The organism is Kocuria salsicia (assembly GCF_039532055.1).
Classification (GTDB): domain Bacteria; phylum Actinomycetota; class Actinomycetes; order Actinomycetales; family Micrococcaceae; genus Kocuria; species Kocuria salsicia.
In genome coordinates this window covers 54,949-75,055 of the sequence record NZ_BAAARF010000003.1, presented here as the reverse complement: position 1 = coordinate 75,055, position 20,107 = coordinate 54,949, and the positions used below count along the sequence as shown (strand labels likewise).

Annotated in this window: 17 protein-coding genes; 6 read left to right on the top strand and 11 right to left on the bottom strand. The window is 71.6% G+C overall.

Annotated features, from left to right (window positions below; genetic code table 11):
- Positions 1 to 4: 4 nt before the first annotated feature.
- The 8 genes from ABD264_RS00405 to dinB all read right to left on the bottom strand — a co-directional run bounded on the left by ABD264_RS00405 (position 5) and on the right by dinB (position 9,414).
- Positions 5 to 1,480, bottom strand: coding sequence for a UDP-N-acetylmuramoyl-tripeptide--D-alanyl-D-alanine ligase (locus ABD264_RS00405; RefSeq protein WP_144942777.1), 1,476 nt, complete (start codon positions 1,478 to 1,480; stop codon positions 5 to 7).
- Complete coding sequence (locus ABD264_RS00400; RefSeq protein WP_144942776.1) at positions 1,477 to 3,114, bottom strand: UDP-N-acetylmuramoyl-L-alanyl-D-glutamate--2,6-diaminopimelate ligase; 1,638 nt, start codon at positions 3,112 to 3,114, stop codon at positions 1,477 to 1,479. The genes ABD264_RS00405 and ABD264_RS00400 overlap by 4 nt, the downstream gene beginning before the upstream one ends.
- Before the next feature lie 98 nt (positions 3,115 to 3,212).
- Positions 3,213 to 5,066, bottom strand: coding sequence for a peptidoglycan D,D-transpeptidase FtsI family protein (locus ABD264_RS00395; protein ID WP_244944807.1), 1,854 nt, complete (start codon positions 5,064 to 5,066; stop codon positions 3,213 to 3,215).
- Between the two features lie 85 nt (positions 5,067 to 5,151).
- Entirely contained in the window at positions 5,152 to 5,766 is a 615-nt protein-coding gene (gene ftsL / locus ABD264_RS00390) for a cell division protein FtsL (RefSeq protein ID WP_144942775.1), read from the bottom strand.
- Positions 5,763 to 6,746, bottom strand: a complete 984-nt coding sequence (gene rsmH, locus ABD264_RS00385; RefSeq protein ID WP_344203467.1) for a 16S rRNA (cytosine(1402)-N(4))-methyltransferase RsmH — start codon at positions 6,744 to 6,746, stop codon at positions 5,763 to 5,765. The genes ftsL and rsmH overlap by 4 nt, the downstream gene beginning before the upstream one ends.
- A 296-nt stretch (positions 6,747 to 7,042) precedes the next feature.
- A complete protein-coding gene (gene mraZ, locus ABD264_RS00380) occupies positions 7,043 to 7,474 on the bottom strand; it encodes a division/cell wall cluster transcriptional repressor MraZ (protein ID WP_290499155.1) in 432 nt (143 codons plus the stop codon).
- Between the two features lie 261 nt (positions 7,475 to 7,735).
- The gene (locus ABD264_RS00375; RefSeq protein WP_303105585.1) at positions 7,736 to 8,137 is read right to left on the bottom strand and encodes a DUF3040 domain-containing protein; all 402 of its coding nucleotides are present in this window, start codon (positions 8,135 to 8,137) and stop codon (positions 7,736 to 7,738) included.
- Positions 8,138 to 8,175: 38 nt separating this feature from the next.
- Positions 8,176 to 9,414, bottom strand: a complete 1,239-nt coding sequence (gene dinB / locus ABD264_RS00370) for a DNA polymerase IV (RefSeq protein WP_303105586.1) — start codon at positions 9,412 to 9,414, stop codon at positions 8,176 to 8,178.
- A gap of 147 nt (positions 9,415 to 9,561) precedes the next feature.
- Between dinB and ABD264_RS00365 the strand changes: the two genes are divergently transcribed.
- Entirely contained in the window at positions 9,562 to 10,671 is a 1,110-nt protein-coding gene (locus ABD264_RS00365; RefSeq protein WP_144942771.1) for a polyprenyl synthetase family protein, read from the top strand.
- Positions 10,672 to 10,686: 15 nt separating this feature from the next.
- Here the strand turns inward: ABD264_RS00365 and ABD264_RS00360 are convergent, their stop codons facing one another.
- Positions 10,687 to 11,079, bottom strand: a complete 393-nt coding sequence (locus ABD264_RS00360; protein WP_186366723.1) for an Rv2175c family DNA-binding protein — start codon at positions 11,077 to 11,079, stop codon at positions 10,687 to 10,689.
- 140 nt (positions 11,080 to 11,219) lie between these two features.
- Between ABD264_RS00360 and ABD264_RS00355 the strand changes: the two genes are divergently transcribed.
- Both ABD264_RS00355 and ABD264_RS00350 read left to right on the top strand, forming a co-directional pair.
- Positions 11,220 to 12,392 (top strand): LysM peptidoglycan-binding domain-containing protein, encoded by a 1,173-nt coding sequence (locus ABD264_RS00355; protein WP_344203456.1) that lies wholly within the window; start codon positions 11,220 to 11,222, stop codon positions 12,390 to 12,392.
- On the top strand, positions 12,382 to 14,355 hold the full coding sequence (locus ABD264_RS00350; protein WP_145010881.1) for a protein kinase domain-containing protein: 1,974 nt from the start codon (positions 12,382 to 12,384) through the stop codon (positions 14,353 to 14,355). The genes ABD264_RS00355 and ABD264_RS00350 overlap by 11 nt, the downstream gene beginning before the upstream one ends.
- Positions 14,356 to 14,517: 162 nt before the next feature.
- Here the strand turns inward: ABD264_RS00350 and ABD264_RS00345 are convergent, their stop codons facing one another.
- Together ABD264_RS00345 and ABD264_RS00340 are read right to left on the bottom strand one after the other, a co-directional pair.
- Complete coding sequence (locus ABD264_RS00345) at positions 14,518 to 15,909, bottom strand: class II 3-deoxy-7-phosphoheptulonate synthase (protein ID WP_344203450.1); 1,392 nt, start codon at positions 15,907 to 15,909, stop codon at positions 14,518 to 14,520.
- Between the two features lie 18 nt (positions 15,910 to 15,927).
- Positions 15,928 to 16,785, bottom strand: coding sequence for a lysophospholipid acyltransferase family protein (locus ABD264_RS00340; protein WP_344203447.1), 858 nt, complete (start codon positions 16,783 to 16,785; stop codon positions 15,928 to 15,930).
- A 139-nt stretch (positions 16,786 to 16,924) separates the two neighbouring features.
- Between ABD264_RS00340 and ABD264_RS00335 the strand changes: the two genes are divergently transcribed.
- From ABD264_RS00335 to ABD264_RS00325, 3 genes are all read left to right on the top strand, one after another.
- A complete protein-coding gene (locus ABD264_RS00335) occupies positions 16,925 to 17,713 on the top strand; it encodes an alpha/beta hydrolase (RefSeq protein WP_344203444.1) in 789 nt (262 codons plus the stop codon).
- On the top strand, positions 17,710 to 18,123 hold the full coding sequence (locus ABD264_RS00330; protein WP_055083095.1) for a hypothetical protein: 414 nt from the start codon (positions 17,710 to 17,712) through the stop codon (positions 18,121 to 18,123). The genes ABD264_RS00335 and ABD264_RS00330 overlap by 4 nt, the downstream gene beginning before the upstream one ends.
- 106 nt (positions 18,124 to 18,229) lie before the next feature.
- Positions 18,230 to 20,038, top strand: a complete 1,809-nt coding sequence (locus ABD264_RS00325; RefSeq protein ID WP_303105593.1) for an AMP-dependent synthetase/ligase — start codon at positions 18,230 to 18,232, stop codon at positions 20,036 to 20,038.
- Positions 20,039 to 20,107: the final 69 nt, after the last annotated feature.

Sequence of the window (20,107 nt, the reverse complement as noted above, 5' to 3'; positions counted from 1 at the left end):
CGGCTCAGACCTCCCGCTGGATCGTCTCGGACCCGGATGCCGCGATCCGGTCACCCAGGTGGTTCAGTCCCGCCGCGTTCGAGGACTTCAGCAGCACGATGTCCCCGGGGCGCAGCTGCTCCCGCAGGTACTCCTCTGCGTGCTCGGCGTCCGGCACCCAGGCCGCCTCCTCGCCCCACGACCCCTCGAGGGTCGCGGCGGTGAAGACGGGCCGGGCGAGATCCCCCACGGCCAGCACGTGCGAGATGTTCAGCCGCACGAGCAGCTGCCCGAGATCCGCGTGGGCCTGGACGGAGTCCTCGCCGAGCTCGTGCATTGCGCCGAGCACGGCGATCGTGCGGCGGGCGGGGTGCTCGGCGTTCCCGCGTCCCAGCTGCGCGAGCGTCTGCAGCGCGGCCTTCATGGACTGCGGGTTGGCGTTGTAGGCGTCGTTGATCACGGTCACGCCGTCCGCGCGCTCGGTGCGCTCCATGCGCCACCGGGAGCGCGCGCCACCCTCGAGGCCGGCTGCGATCTGCGCGGGATCCACTCCGGCGGACCACGCGACGGCGGCCCCCGCGAGCAGGTTGGTCACGTGGTGCACGCCGATCAGCTTCGAGCGCACCGGGTGCTCGGAGCCGTCCGGCAGGTGCAGGGTGAACACCGGGCAGCCGTCCGCGCCCGTCGTGACGTCCTCGGCCCACACGCGCGGGTCCGCCGTGGCCGCGTCGTGGGCCTCGGGGCCCTGGCCGAAGGAGACCACGCGCGCCACGGTGCGTTCGCGCATGGCGCGCACCCGGGCGTCGTCGTCGTTGAGCACAGCGGTGCCCTCCGGGGCCAGTGCCTCGACCATCTCCCCCTTGGCGCGCGCAATGTTATCGACGCCGCCGAACTCGCCCGCGTGGGCCGAGCCCACGCACAGCACCGCACCGACGTCCGGGCGGACCATCTCGCACAGGTAGCGGATGTTGCCGATGTGCGTGGCACCCATCTCGATCACGAAGAACTCGGTCTCCTCCGTGGCGGTGAAGACCGTCAGCGGCACCCCGACCTCGCCGTTGTAGGAGTTGCGCGGGGCCACCGTGGGCCCCTGCGCGCTGAAGATCCCGTGCAGCAGGTCCTTGGTGGTGGTCTTGCCCACGGAGCCCGTCACGGCGACCACCGTGACAGCGTGGTCCGCGCGCAGCTGCCCGAGCACGTGCGAGGCGAGCGCGCCCATGGCGAGCACCACGTCCTCCACGACGACGGACGGGAAGGGTGTTCCCGACTCCTCGGCAACCTCGCGCTCGGTGAGGTGCAGCACGGCACCGGCGTGCGCGGCCTGCGGCAGGAAGTGGTGGCCGTCCGTGCTCTGCCCCGGCTTGGCCACGAACAGTGTGCCGGGCACGACCTCGCGGGAGTCGGTGGTGACCGAGGTGACGGTCACGGCCGAGGGGTCCAGGACCCCCACGAGCCGGCCCGAGACGGCCTCGGCCACCTGGGCGGCGGTGATGGCTATCATTTCTGCTCCTTCGTGTGCGCGTGCAGCGCCTCGAGGGCGCTCCGCAGCTCCACGCGATCGTCCAGGGGGACGCTCACGCCGTTGAAATCCTGTGCGGTCTCGTGCCCGCGCCCGGCCACGATGATCGAGTCCTCGGGGCGGGCCATCCGAACGGCCGTGCGGATGGCCGTGGCACGCGGCTCGATGACGAGCACATCCGTGGCGCGCGCTCCGTTCGCCACGGCCTCGCGGGCCCCGGCGGCCACCTGCTCCCGGATGGGGGCGGGCTCCTCGGAGTGGGGGTCGTCGTCCGTGACGATCACGACGTCCGCCTCCTCGGCGGCCACCCTGCCCATGACGGGCCGCTTGGTCGTGTCCCGCTGGCCCGTGGCGCCGAAGACGACGATCACGCGGCCCTCGCGGTCCTCGGGGGTCACCGATCGCAGGGAGCGCACGAGCGCGTCCGGGTTGTGGGCAAAGTCCACCAGGGACGTGGGGGCGGTGCCCACGAGCTGCATCCGGCCCGGCACGCTCGTGGTGAGCGGGTCGTGCTCGTCCAGCGCGCGCTGCAGGGCATCCACGGCCACGCCGGAGTCCAGCACCATGAGCACGGCCAGCGCCGCATTGGCCACGTTGAACTCGCCCGGCAAGCCCGTGTGCACGCGCAGCTGTGTCCCGTCCGTGTGCTGCAGCCGGAACGCATTGCCGATCCCCCTGCGTTCGAGCGAGCTGAGGGTCCAGTCCGCGGGCTCCCCCGCGGCGTCGCTGCCGCGCAGGGCCACGGTCGTCACATTCTCGGCCCCCAGGTTCTCGCGGGCGCGCTGCGCCATCGCGGCGCCCCAGGGGTCGTCCTCGGAGAGCACGAGCACGGCGCGCCGCGTGCGTTCCGCCGTGAACAGCTGCGCCTTGGCCTCGAAGTACTCGGCCATGGAGCCGTGCAGGTCCAGGTGGTCCTGCGTCAGGTTGGTGAATCCGGCGATGTCGTAGCGCACGCCGTCCACCCGGTGGTACTCGAGGGCGTGGGAGGAGACCTCCATGCCCGTGGCCGTGATCCCGCGCTCGCGCATCAGGGCCAGCAGCGAGTGCACGTGCGGTGCCTCCGGTGTGGTCAGGCGCGAGGGGATGGGGGTGTCTCCGGCGAGGATCTCGATGGTGCCGATCAGCCCGGTGGTGTGGCCCAGGGCGCGCAGGATCGAAGTGGTGAAGTACGTGGTGGTGGTCTTGCCGTTGGTCCCGGTCACGGCGAAGAGCTCCTGGCCGGTGCCGTCCTGCGGCTGGGAGTCGTAGACCGCGCGGGCCACCGGACCCACCCACGTGCGCGGTTGCGGGCTCACGAGCACGGGCAGGTCCACACCAGCCGCCGCGAGCTCACGCGCACCCACCGGATCGGTGAGCACGGCCACGGCACCCGCGGCGGCGGCGTCGCCGGCGAAGCGCGCCCCGTGCACCCGCGCACCGGGCAGTGCCGCGTAGAGGTCACCGGGCTGCACCTCGCGCGAGTTCAGGACCACGCCCGTCACCGCGCCGGCCGCATCGGAACGGGCGGGCACCAGTTCGGCACCGGTCAGCCGGGCCAGCTCCTGCACCGTGTGGGGCACGGGTCGGGAGGGACGCATGCTCTGCGCGTCGACCCCCTCGTGGGCAGATGTCTCCATGAAAGTCCTTCTCGAAACCTGTCTGCGAACGATCCCCGCTCACCCGGGCCGGCAACTCACCGGTAGTAGTCCACGCTGTGCGCGCCTGCATCGGAAGTTTAGCCCTGGGAGTCGTCCCTGCTCGGCTCGGGCCAGGTCTGCTCGAGGGCGTTCTCCGGGGTCACGTCCCGCTTGATGTTCTCCGGGACCTGCATGTCGAACTTCGGGCCCTCGGTGGTGGAGGGTGCCACGTTGTAGTGGTGGAGCACCTGGGACATGATCGTGGAGAACGTGGAGGTGACCCCGACCGTGTGGACGTCGCCCTGGGGGCGCTGCATGGTCACGGCCACCAGGTACTGCGGATCCTCCATGGGCGCCACGCCCACGAACGAGGTCGTGTAGCCGTCGTAGCCGCCGCTGTCGCTCGGGGCCTCGGCCGTTCCCGTCTTGCCGCCCACGCGGTAGCCCGGCACGGCGGCCTCCTTGGCACCGCCCTGGGTCACCACGTTCTCCATCACGTCCAGCGTGTCCTGGGCCGCGGACTCGGAGAGCACCTGCTTGGGTTCGGGGCTCTGCGGGGTGCTCACGGTGCCGTCCGCCGCCGTGACGGAGTTCACGATGCGCGGCTCGATCTGACGGCCCTTGTTGGCCACGGCCTGGAAGATCGAGGCAGTGCGAAGCGGGGTCTGGGAGACGCCCTGGCCGAAGAGCACTGTGTACTCCTGGCGGGCGTCCCACTGGTCCGCGGGAGCGAGGATGCCGGTGGACTCGCCGGGCAGCTCGATGCCCGTGGCCTGGCCCACCCCGAAGTTCGCGAGGTTGTCGTGCCGGGTCTGTTTGTCCATCTTGGAGCCCATGATCACCGTTCCCGTGTTCATGGAGTCCCCGATGATGCCCGCGACCGTGCGGTTCTGCGCCGGGTGGTCGAACGCGTCCGTGATCTTCTCCGAGCCGATCTGCAGGTAGGAGGGCACCGTGATCTGGGTGGACGGGGTCACAATCCCCCGGTCCAGCGCACCGGCGAGTGTGGCGATCTTCTCGGTGGAGCCCGGCTCCACCGACTGCGTCACCGCGCGCACCCCGAGGTCCTCCGCCTTGGCCTCCCCGGGCGCGTTCGGATCCACGGAGGAGGTGTCCGCCAGCGCCAGCACCTTTCCGGTCTTCACGTCCATCACGACGGCCGTGCCCCACTCTGCCTTCAGGGCCTTGGCGCGCTCGCGCACCGCCTGCTCGGCGAAGAACTGCACGTCGCTGTCCAGGGAGAGCTGCACGTCCGAGCCGTTCTGGGCGGCCTTCTGCTCCTGCGGGGCCACGGGGATGCGCACGCCGTCGCCCGAGATCTCGAAGCGCCGCTCGCCGTCCGTGCCGCGCAGCGCGGAGTCCTGGGTCTGCTCGATGCCGCCCAGCGCCTGGCTGTCCCCGCCGAGGAAGCCCACCACCGAGCCGCCCAGGGAGCCGTTCGGGTAGCTGCGCTGGAACGTGGGCTGGCCATAGATGTAGGGCAGGTTCAGCTCCCGCAGCTTGTTGTACTGCTCGGGGGTCACGCCGCGGGCCACATAGTTGAAGGTCTTGTCGCCGTCCAGCGCCTTCTTGACGTCGGTGTCGCTCATTCCCAGGGCGTCGGCGATCTTGTACACCGCCTGGGTGGGGGTCACGGTCTGGGTGGAGCCGTCCGTGCTGGGGACGTCCACCGAGGTGACCGCCGTCTGGTCCACCGTGATGTCGTAGCGCTGCAGTGTGCGGGCGAGCACCGCGCCCCGGGAGTCGGTGATCTCACCGCGCACCGCCGGGATCGACTCCACCAGCGTGCGCTGCGCCGCCGCAGCCTCCGCCCTGCCGCTGGGGTCCAGTCCCTGGATCCAGAAGAGCTTGCCCACCACCAGCAGCAGCAGCACCAGCAGCACGGCGATGCCCACCTGCATGCGCGAGTAGGGCCTGAGCAGTCGGTTCCTGCGCGCTGTGGATGGTGACACGGTCTTCCTCGTTTCCTGGACTCCGGCGTGGTGCGGCTCCCTCCGATGGGTGGTGGTCGCGGGTCCGACGTGTGGACCCTCGGCGTCAGTTGCCGGGTGCGCGCTGCGACGGCGCGGGCAACGAGCCCCCGTTGAGGTCCCGCGCGTTGTCGGCCTTCTGGGCGGCCTCGCGCTCGGCGGTTTTCTTGTCCGCCTCCTCCTTGGCCCGCTTCTCCGCGCGTTCCTCGGCGGCACGGCGGTTGGCCTCGGCGGCGTCGGAGCCCTTCAGCTTGGCCGGCGGCACGAGGATGTTCTGCGGGTCGCCCTTCTCGGCCACGGCGGACGGCGCGCTCACAGCTCCAGAGGCGATGTCGATGCTGCCCACGTCCTTCGCGCTGACCATGCCGAGGTCGTTGGCCCGGGCCGCGAGGTTCTGCGGGGCGGAGTTCGCCTCGATGTCCTGGGTCAGGGCCTCGTTCTCCTGGGACAGGGCGCGCTGCTGGCCCGTCAGCTCGGTGAGCTCGTACTGCCCCTGCGTGATCTGGATGTTGAGCACGAGGATCCCCACCAGCGCGGCGGCGAGCGCGAGCGCACACATCACCACTGTGGATACGCGGCTGCGACGGCTGGCTCGGTGAGGCACCACGGACAGGGGCCGACGGCGCTCCGGGCCGTGGCCCTCGGAGGCGCCGCTCGAGGCGGTGGTGGCCGCACTGCTCATCGGACGCTCCCTGGGGTCATGGTCTCGCGGAGCTTCTCCACCGCGCGCAGCCGTGCCGAGGCGGCCCGCGGGTTGCCCTCGGTCTCCTCCGGCGTGGCCCGCTCGGCGCCGCGCGTCAGCACGGTCAGCGAGGGACGGTGCTCGGGCAACTCCACGGGAAAGCCCTTGGGAGCCGTGGAGCGGGCGCCGCGGGCGAACTCCTGCTTCACAATTCTGTCCTCCAGGGAGTGGTAGCTCATGGCGACGACACGCCCTCCCACCCTGACAGTTTCCACCGCCGCGGGAACGGCACGCTCCAGCACGTCGAGCTCCTCGTTGACCTCGATCCGCAGCGCCTGGAACGTCTGCTTGGCGGGGTGGCCCTTCTTGTGCTGGGCCGCGGCGGGCACGGCCGAGCGGACGACGTCGACCAGCTGGGCCGTGGTGCGCAGCGGCGTCTGCGCGCGGGCCGCGACGATGGCCCGCGCGATCCGGGGGGCGAAGCGGTCCTCTCCCCAGCGGTAGATGATGTCGCGCAGCTCCGCCTCCGTGTACTCGTTGACCACGGTGGCGGCGGAGAGCTGCGCGTGCGAGTCCATGCGCATGTCCAGGGGCGCGTCGAAGGAATAGGCGAAACCGCGTTCGCGCTCGTCGAGCTGCAGCGAGGAGACGCCGAGGTCGAAGAGGATGCCGTCCACCCGCTCCACCCCGGCGAGGGCGGCGGCGTCCGCAACGTGGTCATAGGTGCTGTGGACGCCCTGGAAGCGCGAGCCGAAGCGGGCCAGGCGCGCACCGGCCAGCTCAAGGGCCTGCGGGTCCCTGTCGATGCCCACTACGCGCAAGGAGGGGAAGCGCTCGAGCATGGCGTGGGTGTGGCCGCCCATCCCGAGGGTTGCATCGACGACGACCGGCTCCGGGGTGTCCAGCGCGGGGGCCAGCAGGTCCAGGCAGCGCCCCAGCATCACGGGTATGTGCCGTTGCTCGGCGGGCGCGTCTTCCATGCCGGGCTCCTGGTCCGTCGCGGGTGTTACCTGGGGGTCTTGTCGAGGTGTGCCCGGCCCGGGCCGTTCATCCGCGGTGCCGTTCATGTGCCGCACCGTGTCCACGGGGTCCGTCTGCATGGCGGCCACGCACCGTGCGGCGCGGCCCACGTGCGGCCGGTCACCAGATCCCCATCCGCCGCTCGTCCCTCGAATCCGGCCTGACTCGGGGGAAGTCGAGTCAGGACGGTGACGTGGGCGGCTGGAGATCTCACGACCGGCGACGTCGCGTGCGCACCTCCGGCTGCTCCCGCTCCCTAGAAGAGACCGGGTATCACCTCGTCCTCGGTGTCGGAGAAGGCCGCTTCCTTCTCCGCGAGGTACTGCTGCCAGGCGGCCGCATCCCAGATCTCGGCGCGGCTTCCCGCCCCGATCACCGCCAGTTCCCTGTCCAGGCCCGCATACGAACGAAGTGACGCGGGAATGGTGATGCGGCCCTGCTTGTCCGGGATCTCGTCCGAGGCCCCGGAGAGAAAAACGCGGATGTAGTCCCTGGCCTGCTTCGACGACAGCGGTGCCGCTCTCATCTGTTCGTGCACCCTGGCGAACTCCTGCGCGCTGAACACGTAGAGGCAGCGTTCCTGCCCTCGTGTCAGCACCAGTCCGTCCGCCAGTTCAGCCCGGAACTTGGCCGGAAGGATCAGCCGTGCTTTCTCATCCAGGCGCGGCTCGTATGTTCCGAGAAACATCGCCACCGCCTTCGGATGAGGGCCAGCCCGACCCCGCTTCTCTACCGTCCTCCACTTTACTCCACAGTCCTCCCCCGTCAATGCAGAGCCGCTCCACGACACGGCTCGAGAACCTGGGCCGGAGCCCGACGTCGCGCACCCGGCGCCCTCTCCTGGCCCGTGAACCGGGGCTGACGAGGGCTGAGACGAAAAGAGCTCCCCGGCGGTGTGCCGGGGAGCTTGTGCTGGACCGGGAGGTCCGAATCTGTGGTGGTAGGGGGCTCAGCGCCCGCCCTGGTTGCGTCTGTCCCACTTCTCCTCGAGGTTCTGGAGGAAAGTGGAGGACTTTCCGGAACCGGAGGAGCTGTCACGGGGTGGCCGCGGTGAGCGCCCCCTGCCCGTGGCCCCGCCGGGGGCGGCACTGCTGCGCAGGGTGGCCACGTACGCGCCGACGGCCATGAGCACGAAGCCGAGCACCCCCACGACGATCAGGTGGGTGGAGACACCGGTCAGCAGGACGCCCAGCCCGACGACCGCAATCACCACGCCCAGCACCAGGTTGCGCATGGAGCCGCGGCCCCGCGCCGCCTCCTTGTGCATGGTGGATGCGAAGCGGGGGTCTTCTTCGTGCAGCTGCTTCTCGAGCTGGGCGAGAAGCTGCTGTTCGTGCTCGGAGAGAGGCACGATTCCTCCTGAGGGGTTGAGCGTGGGGCGGGCGAGCCTCACGTGTCGTCCAGAATATCCCGTGCGGGGCGGTTTGGCATCGTGGGCTCCATGAGTCTGGCCGGGCGCAGCGTCCCGGGGCCGAATTTGTGGTGCACCCGGTCCATGGCCTCCTCCGCCGCACCCCACTCCGCCTCACGACCGTCCAGGCTCAGCTGCAGGGCGTGCTCGCTGCCCGTGAGCTTCTCGGCCCGCACCCCGAGCAGCCGCACGGACTGGGGCCGCGGACCGATCCCGTCGAGCAGCGCGCAGGCCTCGGAGTAGAGGTCGTGCGCGGAGGTCACCGGGTGCCCGAGCGTGCGCGAGCGGCTGATCGTGGCGAAGTCCGCGTAGCGCAGCTTCAGTCCCACGCGCCCCGCGCGCAGCCCGTGTCGGCGCAGCCGGGCCGCGGTGTCGTGGCTGAGCCCGAGCAGCACCCGTTTCAGGGCGGCGGTCTCGGCGACGTCGCGCTCGAACGTGCGCTCGGCACCAAGGCTCTTCTCCTCCCGCACGGGTGTCACCGGGCGGGGGTCGTGCCCGTTGGCCAGCTGGTGCAGGTGGGCGCCTGCCGCCGCCCCCACGAGCGAGTGCAGGCGGGGAAGCGGGGTGGTCGCGATGTCGCCCACCGTGGGAAGACCGGCGGCCTGCAGCGTCTCGGTGGTGCGCCGGCCCACGCCCCACAGCTTGTTGACGGGCAGCTGGGCGAGGAACGCGCGCGTGTGCTCTGGGGCGACCACCAGCAGCCCATCCGGCTTGCAGTAGGCGGAAGCGATCTTGGCGACCGTCTTGTTCTCGGCGACGCCCACCGACGCCGTGAGCCCGGTAGACTCCTGGATCTCGCGCCGCAGCCGCCGAGCAATCTCCACGGGCGGTCCGCAGCGTCTGATGGCCCCTGAGACGTCCAGGAACGCCTCGTCCACGCTCAGCTGCTCCACGCGGTCCGTGACCGAGCGGAAGATTCCCATGACGATGCGCGAGTAGTGCGCGTAGGCCTCCTTGTGCGGCTCCAACAGCACGGCGGAGGGGCACCGCGCGCGGGCCTGCATCAGCGGCATGGCCGAGTGCACGCCGTACTCGCGGGCTTCGTAGGACGCGGAGAGCACCACGGAACGGGCGCCGGAGCCCGCCACGATCACGGGCCGGCCCCGGTGTTGCGGGGCGTTGAGAAGCTCCACCCCCACGTAGAACATGTCCATGTCCACGTGCAGGATCGCGCAGCGCCGGTACTGCTCCAGCTGCTCCGCACTCGGACCCGCCATCCCGCTCCTCCCGCAACCGCGCCCATCGGCATTCCAGGTGCAAGAGTAGGTGGAGGCTCCGACACGCACGCCGCGGCGGCCGGTTAGGCTGGACGGGCGCAGCAGAACTCCTGCGGAGCGACTTCCCCAGAACAGAGGTGCCCCGGCATGACCCCCTCCGACGCGACCGCGACCGCAGCGCTCCAGGACCGGGAGTTCTCCGCCCGGCTGGACGCCCGGCTGCGGGAGTTCTTCCGCGCCGAGCGCGAGCGCGTCACGGGCATCTCGCCCTCCGCCACGGACCTCGTGGACGCCATCGAGCGGCTGACCCACGGCGGCAAACGGCTGCGGGCGCGGCTGTGCTACTGGGGATGGCGCGCGGCTGGCGGTGGGGCGCACGAGCCCGAGCCCGAGATCGCGGCCGCGGCGCTCGAGCTGTTCCAGACCGCCGCGCTGATCCACGACGACATCCTGGACCGCTCGGACACCCGCCGCGGGAACCCGAGCGTGCACCGGGTCTTCGAGTCGCTGCACCGTGAGTCCCGCTGGGCCGCGGACGCCGAGCACTTCGGGGTGAGCGCCGCGGTGCTCACCGGCGACATGAGTCTGTCCTTCGCAGAGCAGCTCTTCGCCGACGCCGCGGCCCGGGTCCCCGCGCCCGCCGCGGCACGGGCTCGCGAGCTGTTCTCGACCATGCGCACCGAGGTCATGGTGGGCCAGTACCTCGACATCCACGCCGAGGTCTCCCCGGCCCCGCAGGATCCCCGCGAGCAGCTGGAGCGCGCCATGACCGTGCTGCGCTACAAGTCCGCCAAGTACTCGGTGGAGCACCCCGTGAGCATCGGTGCCGCACTGGCCGGGGCGGGACCCGCCTTCCTGACCGCGTGCACCGCCTTCGCCCTGCCCCTCGGGGAGGCCTTCCAGCTGCGCGACGACGTTCTGGGAGTCTTCGGGGATCCCGAGACCACGGGCAAGCCCGCCGGGGACGACATCCGCGAGGGCAAGCGCACCGCCCTGGTGGCGCTGTGCGCGCAGTACGGCGACCCCGCCGGGAACGCGTGGCTCGACTCTGTGCTGGGCACCCCGGAACTCGGCGACCGGGACGTCGACCGGGCCCGCACACTGATCCGTGACAGTGGCGCGCTGGCGCGCTCGGAGGAGCTCATCGACTCGCTGGTGACCACCTCGGACGAGGGCCTGGCCGCCCTCGCCACGGACGGGGTGAGCCGGGCCGGGCTGCGCAACCTCGCCGACGCCGCCGTGCGGCGCGCCCGGTAGAACCGGGCCCGTGCCTTACCAGCCCAGAGCCTGGGCCCGCCGTCGCACCTCTGTCTTCTGACCGCGCCGCAGCGCGTCGATGGGGCGGCCCGGCAGGGATTCGTCCGCGGTGAAGAGCCAGCGGATGGCCTGCGCGTCCGTGAACGCGGCGTCGCGCAGCACACCCACGGTGCCCTTGAGGGAGTCGAGGGGGTGGGAGCCGTCCATGAACTCGGCGGGCACCACGCGCACGCGGTCCTCGGGGCGGCGGACCTCGAGCAGGGAGCCGTCGTCCATGAGCCGGTGCACTCGCGTCACCTGCACGTCCATGGCCTCGGCGATGTCCGGCAGATAGCTCCACTCGCCCACAAGCGCATCCAGCTCGGCAAATTCCTCGGGTGTCAGATCCGTTGCGTAGTTCACGGGCACTACTCTGCCACGGCGCGGCGCCAGGCTCACACCCCCGGGGCCGGGCCGGAGTCGTCGGGTAATCTGGTGGGGACACGCGCCGCCCGCGAGCGCACCGCGTGCACCCCCTACTTCCCCCACCCGAGGCAGGAATCGCGAACATGCCGGTTGAGCCGCCCCACGACCGCCCCTCCCCGCGACCCGCGTGGGGTCGCCGCGCCGCGCAGGGCTCGGCCGCCGCTCTTGCGGCCCTCACCGCACTGGGGACCGTCGGTCCCGCCCAAGCAGCCCCCGCCCCGGCGCAGAGCGTCCACGCATCCCAGCAGACGGGCTCCTCGTCCGTGACCGTGCGGCCCGGGGACTCCCTTTGGTCCCTCGCCACCGCCCACGGCGTCACGGTCACCCAGCTGATGGCCGCCAACGACGTCCCGGCGCACGGGATGCTCCGACCGGGCCAGCGCCTCACGCTGCCCACCGCCACGCAGGCAGGTGCCGCGAATGAGCGCGCCACGCGGGCCAGCACCTCGATGGACGGCGCCGAGCGCGACGACGCCGCCCGCACCGGTTCCCACCCCGTCGCCCGTCACACGGTGGCCTCCGGTGACACCCTCTGGGACCTCGCGCTGCGCCACGGGGTGAGCGTCGCGGACCTCGCGGCCGCCAACGGCCTCCCGGCAGGTGCCGGGTTGCGCCCCGGGCAGAGTCTCGCTGTGCCTGCCCCTGATGGGGCACAGAGTGGCCGTACGACGTCGTCGGAGGATCCCCTGGACACCACGGACACCGCAGCCGCAGCCGACACCACTGCCGGGGCCCGCCCGGCCCACGGCGCCGCCGGTTCCGCCCCGACGGGGCCCACGTCGATGGCCGGGCGCACGTACCCCACCGAGGTCGTCGCCTCCGCGGACGCCCACCGCCAACAGCTCGCCGCTCGCGCCCAGCCGTCCGCCGACGAGCTGCGGGAGCTGGTGCGCAGCACGGCAGATTCCATGGGCGTGGACCCCGCGCTCGCGCTGGCGCACGCCTCCCAGGAGTCGGGCTTCCGCCACGCGGTGGTCTCCCCCGCGGACGCCGTGGGCACCATGCAGGTGGTCCCCGCCGCGGGAGAGTGGGCCTCGGCCATGGTGGGTCAGAACCTGGACCTGCTGGACCCCCGCGACAACGTCACGGCCGGGGTGGCGATCATCCGCGAGCTGCAGGACAGGGCCCCGTCCAAGGACGTGGGCGTCGCGGCCTACTACCAGGGTCTGCACGGCGTGCGGACGTACGGTATGTACCCCGACACCAAGGCGTACGTGAAGGCCGTGAGCGCACAGGAACGAGACTTTGCCCAGTAGCAGCACGAACGACCCCCGCGAGGGAACCCTGCTCGAGGACCGCTACACGGTCCGGCGCAGGATCGCGCGCGGCGGCTCCGCGACCGTGTACGAGGGGCTCGACGAGCGCCTCGACCGGCCCGTGGCGCTGAAGATCATGCACCCGCACCTCGCGGACGACTCCTCGTTCGTGCGGCGGGCCCAGCGCGAGGCGAAGTCCGCGGCCCGGCTGCAGCACCCCAACGTCGTCTCCGTCCTGGACCAGGGGCACACCCGCGAGGGCGAGCTCTACCTCGTGCTCGAGTACGTCGCCGGGCCCACGCTGCGGGAGGTCATCGCACGCGAGGCTCCGCTCTCCGCGCGGCGGACCCTGGACCTGCTGGTCCCGGTGTTGCGCGGCCTCGCGCAGGCGCACCGGATCGGTCTGATCCACCGGGACGTCAAGCCCGAGAACGTCCTGCTCACCGAGGACGGCCAGGTCAAGGTCGCGGACTTCGGGCTGATGCGCGCCGTGGACGAGCACACCGCGAGCGCGACCGTCCTGGGCACGGTGGGCTACGCGGCCCCGGAGCTCGTGGGGGACGGCCCCGTGGACCAGCGCAGCGACGTCTACGCCGTGGGGATCATGGCGTACGAGATGCTCACGGGCTCCCGCCCCTACACGGGCACCGCCCTGCAGGTGGTCAACGCCCACGTGAGCCGCGACGTCCCGGCCCCGAGCGGCGTCGTCCCCGGGGTGCCGCCCGCCCTGGACGAGTTCGTGCTGCGAGCCACCGCGCGCGATGCCTCCCGCCGGCCCGTGGACGCCGCCGCACTGCTGGACCTCGCGCTCGCCATCCGCCGTTCCCTGCCGGCGCCCCAGGACCCGCCCTCCCTCGACACCGCACTGACGCAACCGCTCTCCGCGCTCGACGGCGACGCCGCCCGCGCCGGGTCCGCGGGCGAGGCACCCACCGAGGTGTTCGGCACCACCACGCGGCACGGGGACGAGATGGCAACCGAGGCGTTCGACGCCCGGAATCGTCTGGGCAGCGCATCTGACTCCGGCACCCTCGGGGATGGCGCACCGGGCGGCGAGGCCGCGACGGAGGCGCTGGGCACCGCAGAGCGCACCGCCACGATCCGCCCAGATCCCTACGCCACCCGCGTGATGGGAACGCCACGCAGCGGCCCGCCCACCTCCCCGATCCTTCCGAGCTACGACCCGGAGGCCACCGGAACCACCACCGCAGTGGGCGCCCGCGCCGGCCGGCAGTCCGGCTCCACTGCGCGCCGCTCCCCCGAGACTCCGCGCGTCCGCCTGAACCCGAACCTGACACCGCTGCACGTGGCGGTCGCCGTGATCCTGTTCGCGCTGCTGCTGACGGTCGCAGGATTCCTGGGCTGGTGGCTGGGCTCGGCGCCGGGCACCGCGTCCGCCACTGTTCCCGCCGTGGCGGGGCAGGACGCCGCCAGCGCAGAGCGCGCACTGAACGCCGCGGGAATCTCCAACGTGGGCGTGCGCTCCACCACCAGCCGGGACGCACCGGAGGGCACCGTGATCTCCACGGACCCGGCCGCCTCCGCCTCCGTGCGCGGCATCGAGCAGGTCAACCTGCTCGTCTCCGAGGGACCGGCCCGCGTGGACGTCCCCGCGTTCACGGGTCTCTCCGCCGACGCCGCACGGACCGCGGTCACGGACGCCGGGCTCACGGTGGGCACGGTGACGAGCACCTACTCCACCCAGGCCGTGGACACCGTGGTCTCGCAGTCCCCCGCCGCGGGCGCAAGCGTGGACGAGGGCACGGCTGTGGACCTGACCGTCGCGGCGGACAGCCCGCAGGGGGATCCGCCGAACGTGGTCGGCCAGAGCGAGGAGGAGGCGCGCAGCACCCTCGAGGCGAAGGGCTACACGGTGGAGGTCTCTGCTCCCGTGGGCTCCCACCTGCACCGCGTGGTGAGCCAGCGCGAGGAGGGCGACACCGTCTTCCTGACCGTGCTCTGAGCACACAGTCCGCGCAGCCGGCTTCGGTGGCGGCGGCACCCGCAGACGTGAATCGCCCCGGCACCACCTCGCGAGGTGGTGCCGGGGCGATCCCGTGACGAACCGGTTCTGACGCCACCGGTCCAGGCCCGGCCAGTCGTTGTGCAGCCGGTCTCGGCCCGGTCAGTTCTCGTTCGAGAGGTACTCCGCCACGAGGAACGCGATCTCCAGGGACTGCATGTGGTTCAGCCGCGGATCGCACAGCGTCTCGTAGCGCTCCGCGAAGGAGGACTCGGCCACGGGATCCGAGCCGCCCAGGCACTCCGCGACGTCGTCGCCCGTCATCTCCACGTGGATGCCGCCGGGGAAGCTGCCCAGCTCACGGTGCACCTCGAAGAAGCCTCGCACCTCGTCCACGACGTCGTCGAAGTTGCGGGTCTTGTACCCGGAGGGCAGGGACACCGTGTTGCCGTGCATGGGGTCGGTGACCCACACGGGCCTGGCGCCCGCTTCCTGGACCGCCTTGATGACCGGGGGAAGCTTCTCTCGGATGTTCTTGGCGCCCATGCGGGTGATGAACGTCAGACGTCCGGGCTCGCGCTCGGGGTCCAGGGCGTCGATCAGGCGCAGCGCGTCCTCGCCGGTGGTGCCCGGGCCGAGCTTCACGCCAATGGGGTTGCGCAGCCGCGAGAGCAGGTCCACGTGGGCGCCGTCGAGCTCGCGGGTGCGCTCCCCGATCCACAGGAAGTGGGCGGAGGTGCCGTACGGCAGGTCCGTGCGGGAGTCAATGCGCGTGAGGGCCCGCTCGTAGTCGAGCAGCAGCGCCTCGTGGCCCGCGAAGAACTCGGTGGTGCGCAGCGCGTCGAAGTCCGCGCCGCACGCGGCCATGAACTTCACCGCGTGGTCGATTTCCCGCGCCATGGTCTCGTACCGGGAGTAGGCGGGGTTGGCGGCGAAGCCCATGTTCCACTGGTGCACGCGGCGCAGGTCCGCGAAGCCGCCCTGGGTGAACGCGCGGATCAGGTTCAGGGTGGACGCCGAGGTGTGGTAGCCGCGCAGCATCCGGTTCGGATCGTGCTCGCGGGACTCCGGGGTGAAGTCGAAGCCGTTGACCATCTCGCCGCGGAAGGAGGGCAGGGTCACGCCGTCGCGGGTCTCCTCGTTCGAGGAGCGCGGCTTGGAGAACTGCCCGGCCATGCGGCCCATCTTCACCACGGGCATCGAGGCACCGTAGGTGAGCACCACGGCCATCTGCAGCAGGGTGCGCACGCGCCCGGAGATCTTGTCCGCCGTGGCGCCCTCGAAGGTCTCGGCGCAGTCGCCGCCCTGGAGGAAGAAGGCCTCGCCGTTGGCGACCTCCGCGAGGCGGGCACGCAACCGGTCCACTTCGCCCGCGAAGACGAGCGGCGGCACCGTGTTGAGCTCCTCGATGGACCGCGCGAAGTCAGGGTGCTGCGCCCACTGGGGGTGCTGGCCGATGGTCTTGCCCCGCCAGTCGTCCAGGCCGGGGTAGTTCGCGGCACGCAGGGACGAGGCCGGGGATCGGAACTGTTCAGGCAGGGTCAGGGAACTCATTCGGACAGTGTAGGCCGTTCAGCGCGGGCCCCGCTCGTCCGTTCCGTCATGTGAACGGTCCCGCAGCTTCTCCCCGAGCGCGCCGGCCTGCTGGGAGACCGCGTCCGTCACCGCGCGGCCCTTCTCCTTCGTGGCCTGGGCGACCTCGCGCGCCTGGGTGGACAGGCCTCCGGACTTCTCCTGGGCCTTCTCCTGCGCAAGCCAGCGCTTGTGGTCGGCGGCGTAGACGTCCGCCCGCTCCTGCCCGGAGAGCTGCTGGATGGCCGCCATGATCTCGTCGGTCACGCGCCGCAGCGTGGCGTGGTCCCCGTGCTGGGACATCAGGTGGGAGAAGTCCATGGGCTCGCCGAACGTGGTGGTGATCTTCGCGCGGCGCGGGTCCGGGAAGCGCGAGCCCAGGGGCTGCATGCGGTCGGTGCCGTGCATGGCCACGGGGATCACAGGGGCCCCCGTCTCGAGCGCGAGCCGGGCCACGCCGATCTTCCCCCGGTACAGCCGCCCGTCCGGCGACCGTGTTCCCTCCGGGTAGATGCCCACGAGCTTGCCCTCGGCGAGCGCCTGGCCCCCCGCGCTGAGGGACTCCGCGCTGGCCCGTCCCCCACGGCGGTCCATGGGGATCTGGTTGATGGCGCGGAAGAACCACGCGACGACCCGCCCGCGCAGGCCCGGGGTGGTGAAGTACTCGGACTTCGCCAGGAAGTAGACCTGGCGGGGGACGGCCACGGGCATGAAGATCGAGTCCGGGACGGAGAGGTGGTTGCTCGCGAGGATCGCGGGGCCCTCGGCGGGGACGTTGTCGAGGCCGATCACCATGGGGCGGCAGATCAGGTTGACCACCGGCGCCACCACATAGGTCCGCAGGAACATGTACACCATCAGTGGGAGCCTTTCGTGGACGCGCCGCACCGTGCGGGTGGTGGGCGGGTCCGTCGTCGTCGCCGGGAGCGGGGCCCGTGGCCGGGCGTCCACGGGCGATTGTCTCACGGGGCGGGCGGGCGGCTGGCACAATGGCGCCATGTCTCCTGATCCGCGGCACGGCCCCCTGTCCCTTCCCGGCACCTCCTCCGTGGGAGTGCTGGTGCTCCACGGCTTCACCTCGACCACTGCCTCCGTGGCACAGTGGGCGCGGGCGATCCACACGGCCGCCGACGACGACGGCGCCCACCCGGGCGTGCGCGTCCCCCTCCTGCCGGGTCACGGCACCCGCTGGCAGGACCTCGCCGGACAGCACTGGCAGGACTGGCGGGACGCCGTGGACGCCGAGTACTGGGCGCTGCGCCGGGAGCACGAGCACGTGGTGGTGTGCGGGCTGTCCATGGGCGGCGCGCTCGCGCTGCACACCGCCGCGCGGCGGGACGTCGCCGGCGTGCTGCTGGTGAACCCCGCCCTGGCGCTGGTGAACCGGATGGCTCGCTTCAGTCACGTTCTCGCCCCGGCCGTGCCCTCTCTGGAGGGCATTGGCAGCGACATCAAGCACCCCGCGGGCCTGGAGTCCGCCTACGACCGCACTCCCCTGGCCGCCGTGGCCCAGCTGAACACCCTGATGCACCACACCGTGCGGATGCTCCCCGCCGTCACGGCACCGGCCGTGGTGTTCCGTTCCGACGAAGACCACGTGGTCTCCGGGTCGTCCGCAGACCTGCTTGCGCGGCGCAGCCGCGGCGAGGTTCTGGTGGTCCCCCTGCACGAGAGCTACCACGTGGCCACCCTCGACCGCGACGCCCCGGTCGTCGAGGCCACCTCACGCGACGCCGTGCAGCGGCTCTCCCGCGGCGAGCCGTTCCTGCACGGGGACCGGGCATGAGCGGGCGCACCCCCTCCGAGGACCCGTTCGAGAGCATCATCCGCGCGAACAGCTGGGACGACGTCCCTCGTGACGACGAGGACTTGGAGCCCTGGGCGGAGGATGTTCCCTGGGAGCCCCGCGAGCAGCCCGCGGACGGGATTCCCCCGGAGCTCACGGAGGATCCCGCCGACGAACGCTACGACCCTGACCCGGGCCCCGTGACGAGCGGGATCTCCCCCGCGATGCTGCGGGCTCTGGGCGTGATCCTGGCGGTCCTTGTGATCATGCTGGGCCTCGCCCTGCTGCCCGGCCCCCTGCCCGGGCTCGTGTGGGTTGCGGGGATCGCCGGGATCGTGGCAGGTCTTGTCCTCGTCTTCCGGGCGCTGCCCGAGGACGCCCCGGAGGACGACGACGGCGCCGTGGTCTGAGTGCCTCGCCGTCGTCCGCGCATCGCGCCGTCACCCGAGCGTCGCGCCGGTGTATGAACGGAAACACACAGTAGGCTGAGGCTCGATCTCACCAGGAAGGTTCCCCATGAGACGCGTCAGTGCCCCCGCCATCGTCGATCCCCTGCCGTACCCCGGCACCGCCCACATCCTCGCGGAGCGTGCGGAGAAGACACCCGATGCGGTCCTCTACACGGTCCTCGCGCCGGGGCGCGAGCGGGACGTCACCGCCCGGCAGTTCCGCGACGAGGTCGTCGGGCTGGCCCGGGGCATGGCCGCCCGGGGCATCGGTGCCGGGGACCGCGTGGGGCTGCTGAGCCGCACGCGCTACGAGTGGAGCCTCGCGGACTTCGCGCTGTGGTGGCTCGGGGCGGTTCCCGTGCCGGTCTACGACACCTCCTCACCTGACCAGATCGCGTGGATCCTCTCGGACTCCGAGGCCGTCGCGGTCTTCGCGGAGACCGACGAGCTCGCGGACCGCGTGCGCGCGGCCGCGGAGATCACTGCGTTCCCGGCCGCACAGCGGATCTGCGTCTTCGACACGACGTCGGACGAGCTCTCCCTCGACGCACTCGTGGCCGCGGGCTCGGGGCGAACGGACCTGACCGGCCCCTACGACGGCGTCTCCCTCGACGACACCGCCACCCTGATCTACACCTCGGGGACCACGGGCCCGCCGAAGGGCTGCGAGCTCACGCACCGCAACTTCGTGGCGTGCTCGCAGAACACGATCCCCGTGGCGGGACCCATCATGGCCGAGGGTGCCCGCACCCTGCTGTTCCTGCCGCTCGCCCACGTCTTCGCGCGCTTCGTGGAGGTCACGTCACTGGACGCCGGGATCACCCTCGCGCACACCCCGGACGTCTCCCAGCTGATGGACGACCTCGCCCGGTTCAAGCCCACGTTCATCCTCGCGGTGCCCCGGGTCTTCGAGAAGATCCTGGTGGGCGCCCGGTTCAAGGCGCAGGCGGGCTCCCCCGTCAAGAAGCTCATCTTCGAACGGGCCGTGACCACGGCCGCCGCGTGGTCCAAGGCCTCGCAGAACGGGCACGTCCCGCCGTGGCTGGAGTTCCGCCACCGGCTCTACGACAAGCTCGTGTACTCGACGCTGCGCGAGGCCATGGGCGGCGAGGTCCGCTACGCCGTGTCGGGCGGGGCGTCGCTCGGCGAGCACCTCGCACACTTCTTCAACGGCATCGGCGTCTACGTGGTGGAGGGCTACGGGCTCACGGAGACCACCGCGCCCATTGCCGGCAACTTCCCGGCGATCAACAGGATCGGCACCGTGGGCCACCCCATCCCGGGCAACGAGATCGCGGTCGCCGAGGACGGCGAGATCCTCGTGCGCGGCTCCAACGTCTTCGCCCGCTACAACGGGCTGCCGGAGAAGACCGCGGAGGTCTTCCACGACGGCTGGTTCGCCACCGGGGACCTCGGCCACCTGGACGAGGAGGGGCTGCTCACCGTCACTGGGCGCAAGAAGGAGATCATCGTGACCGCCGGTGGCAAGAACGTGATCCCCACGCAGCTCGAGGATCCCATCCGGGCCTCGGCCACCGTGGGTCAGATCATGGTGGTGGGAGACAACCGCCCGTTCGTGGCGGCGCTCATCACGCTGGACCCGGACACCCTTCCCACAATTCTGAGGGGCCTCGGCCTGGACCCCGCAATGAACCCGGCGCGCGCCGGCCACGAGGACGCCGTGATCGCGCACGTGCAGAAAATCGTGGACCACGCCAACGCCAGGGTCTCCCGCGCGGAAAGCATCAGAGCTTTCCGGATCCTCGAGGAGGACCTCACGGTGGAGGACGGGTACCTGACCCCCTCGCTCAAGCTCAAGCGAGCCAAGGTCGCTGAGGACTTCGTTGATGTCATCGAGGGCATCTACGCGAAGTAGAAGCAGGGGACGACGGCGCGGCACCGGAACCCACGGGGCCGGCGGCGCTGGGGTGGGAGCCAGCGGCAC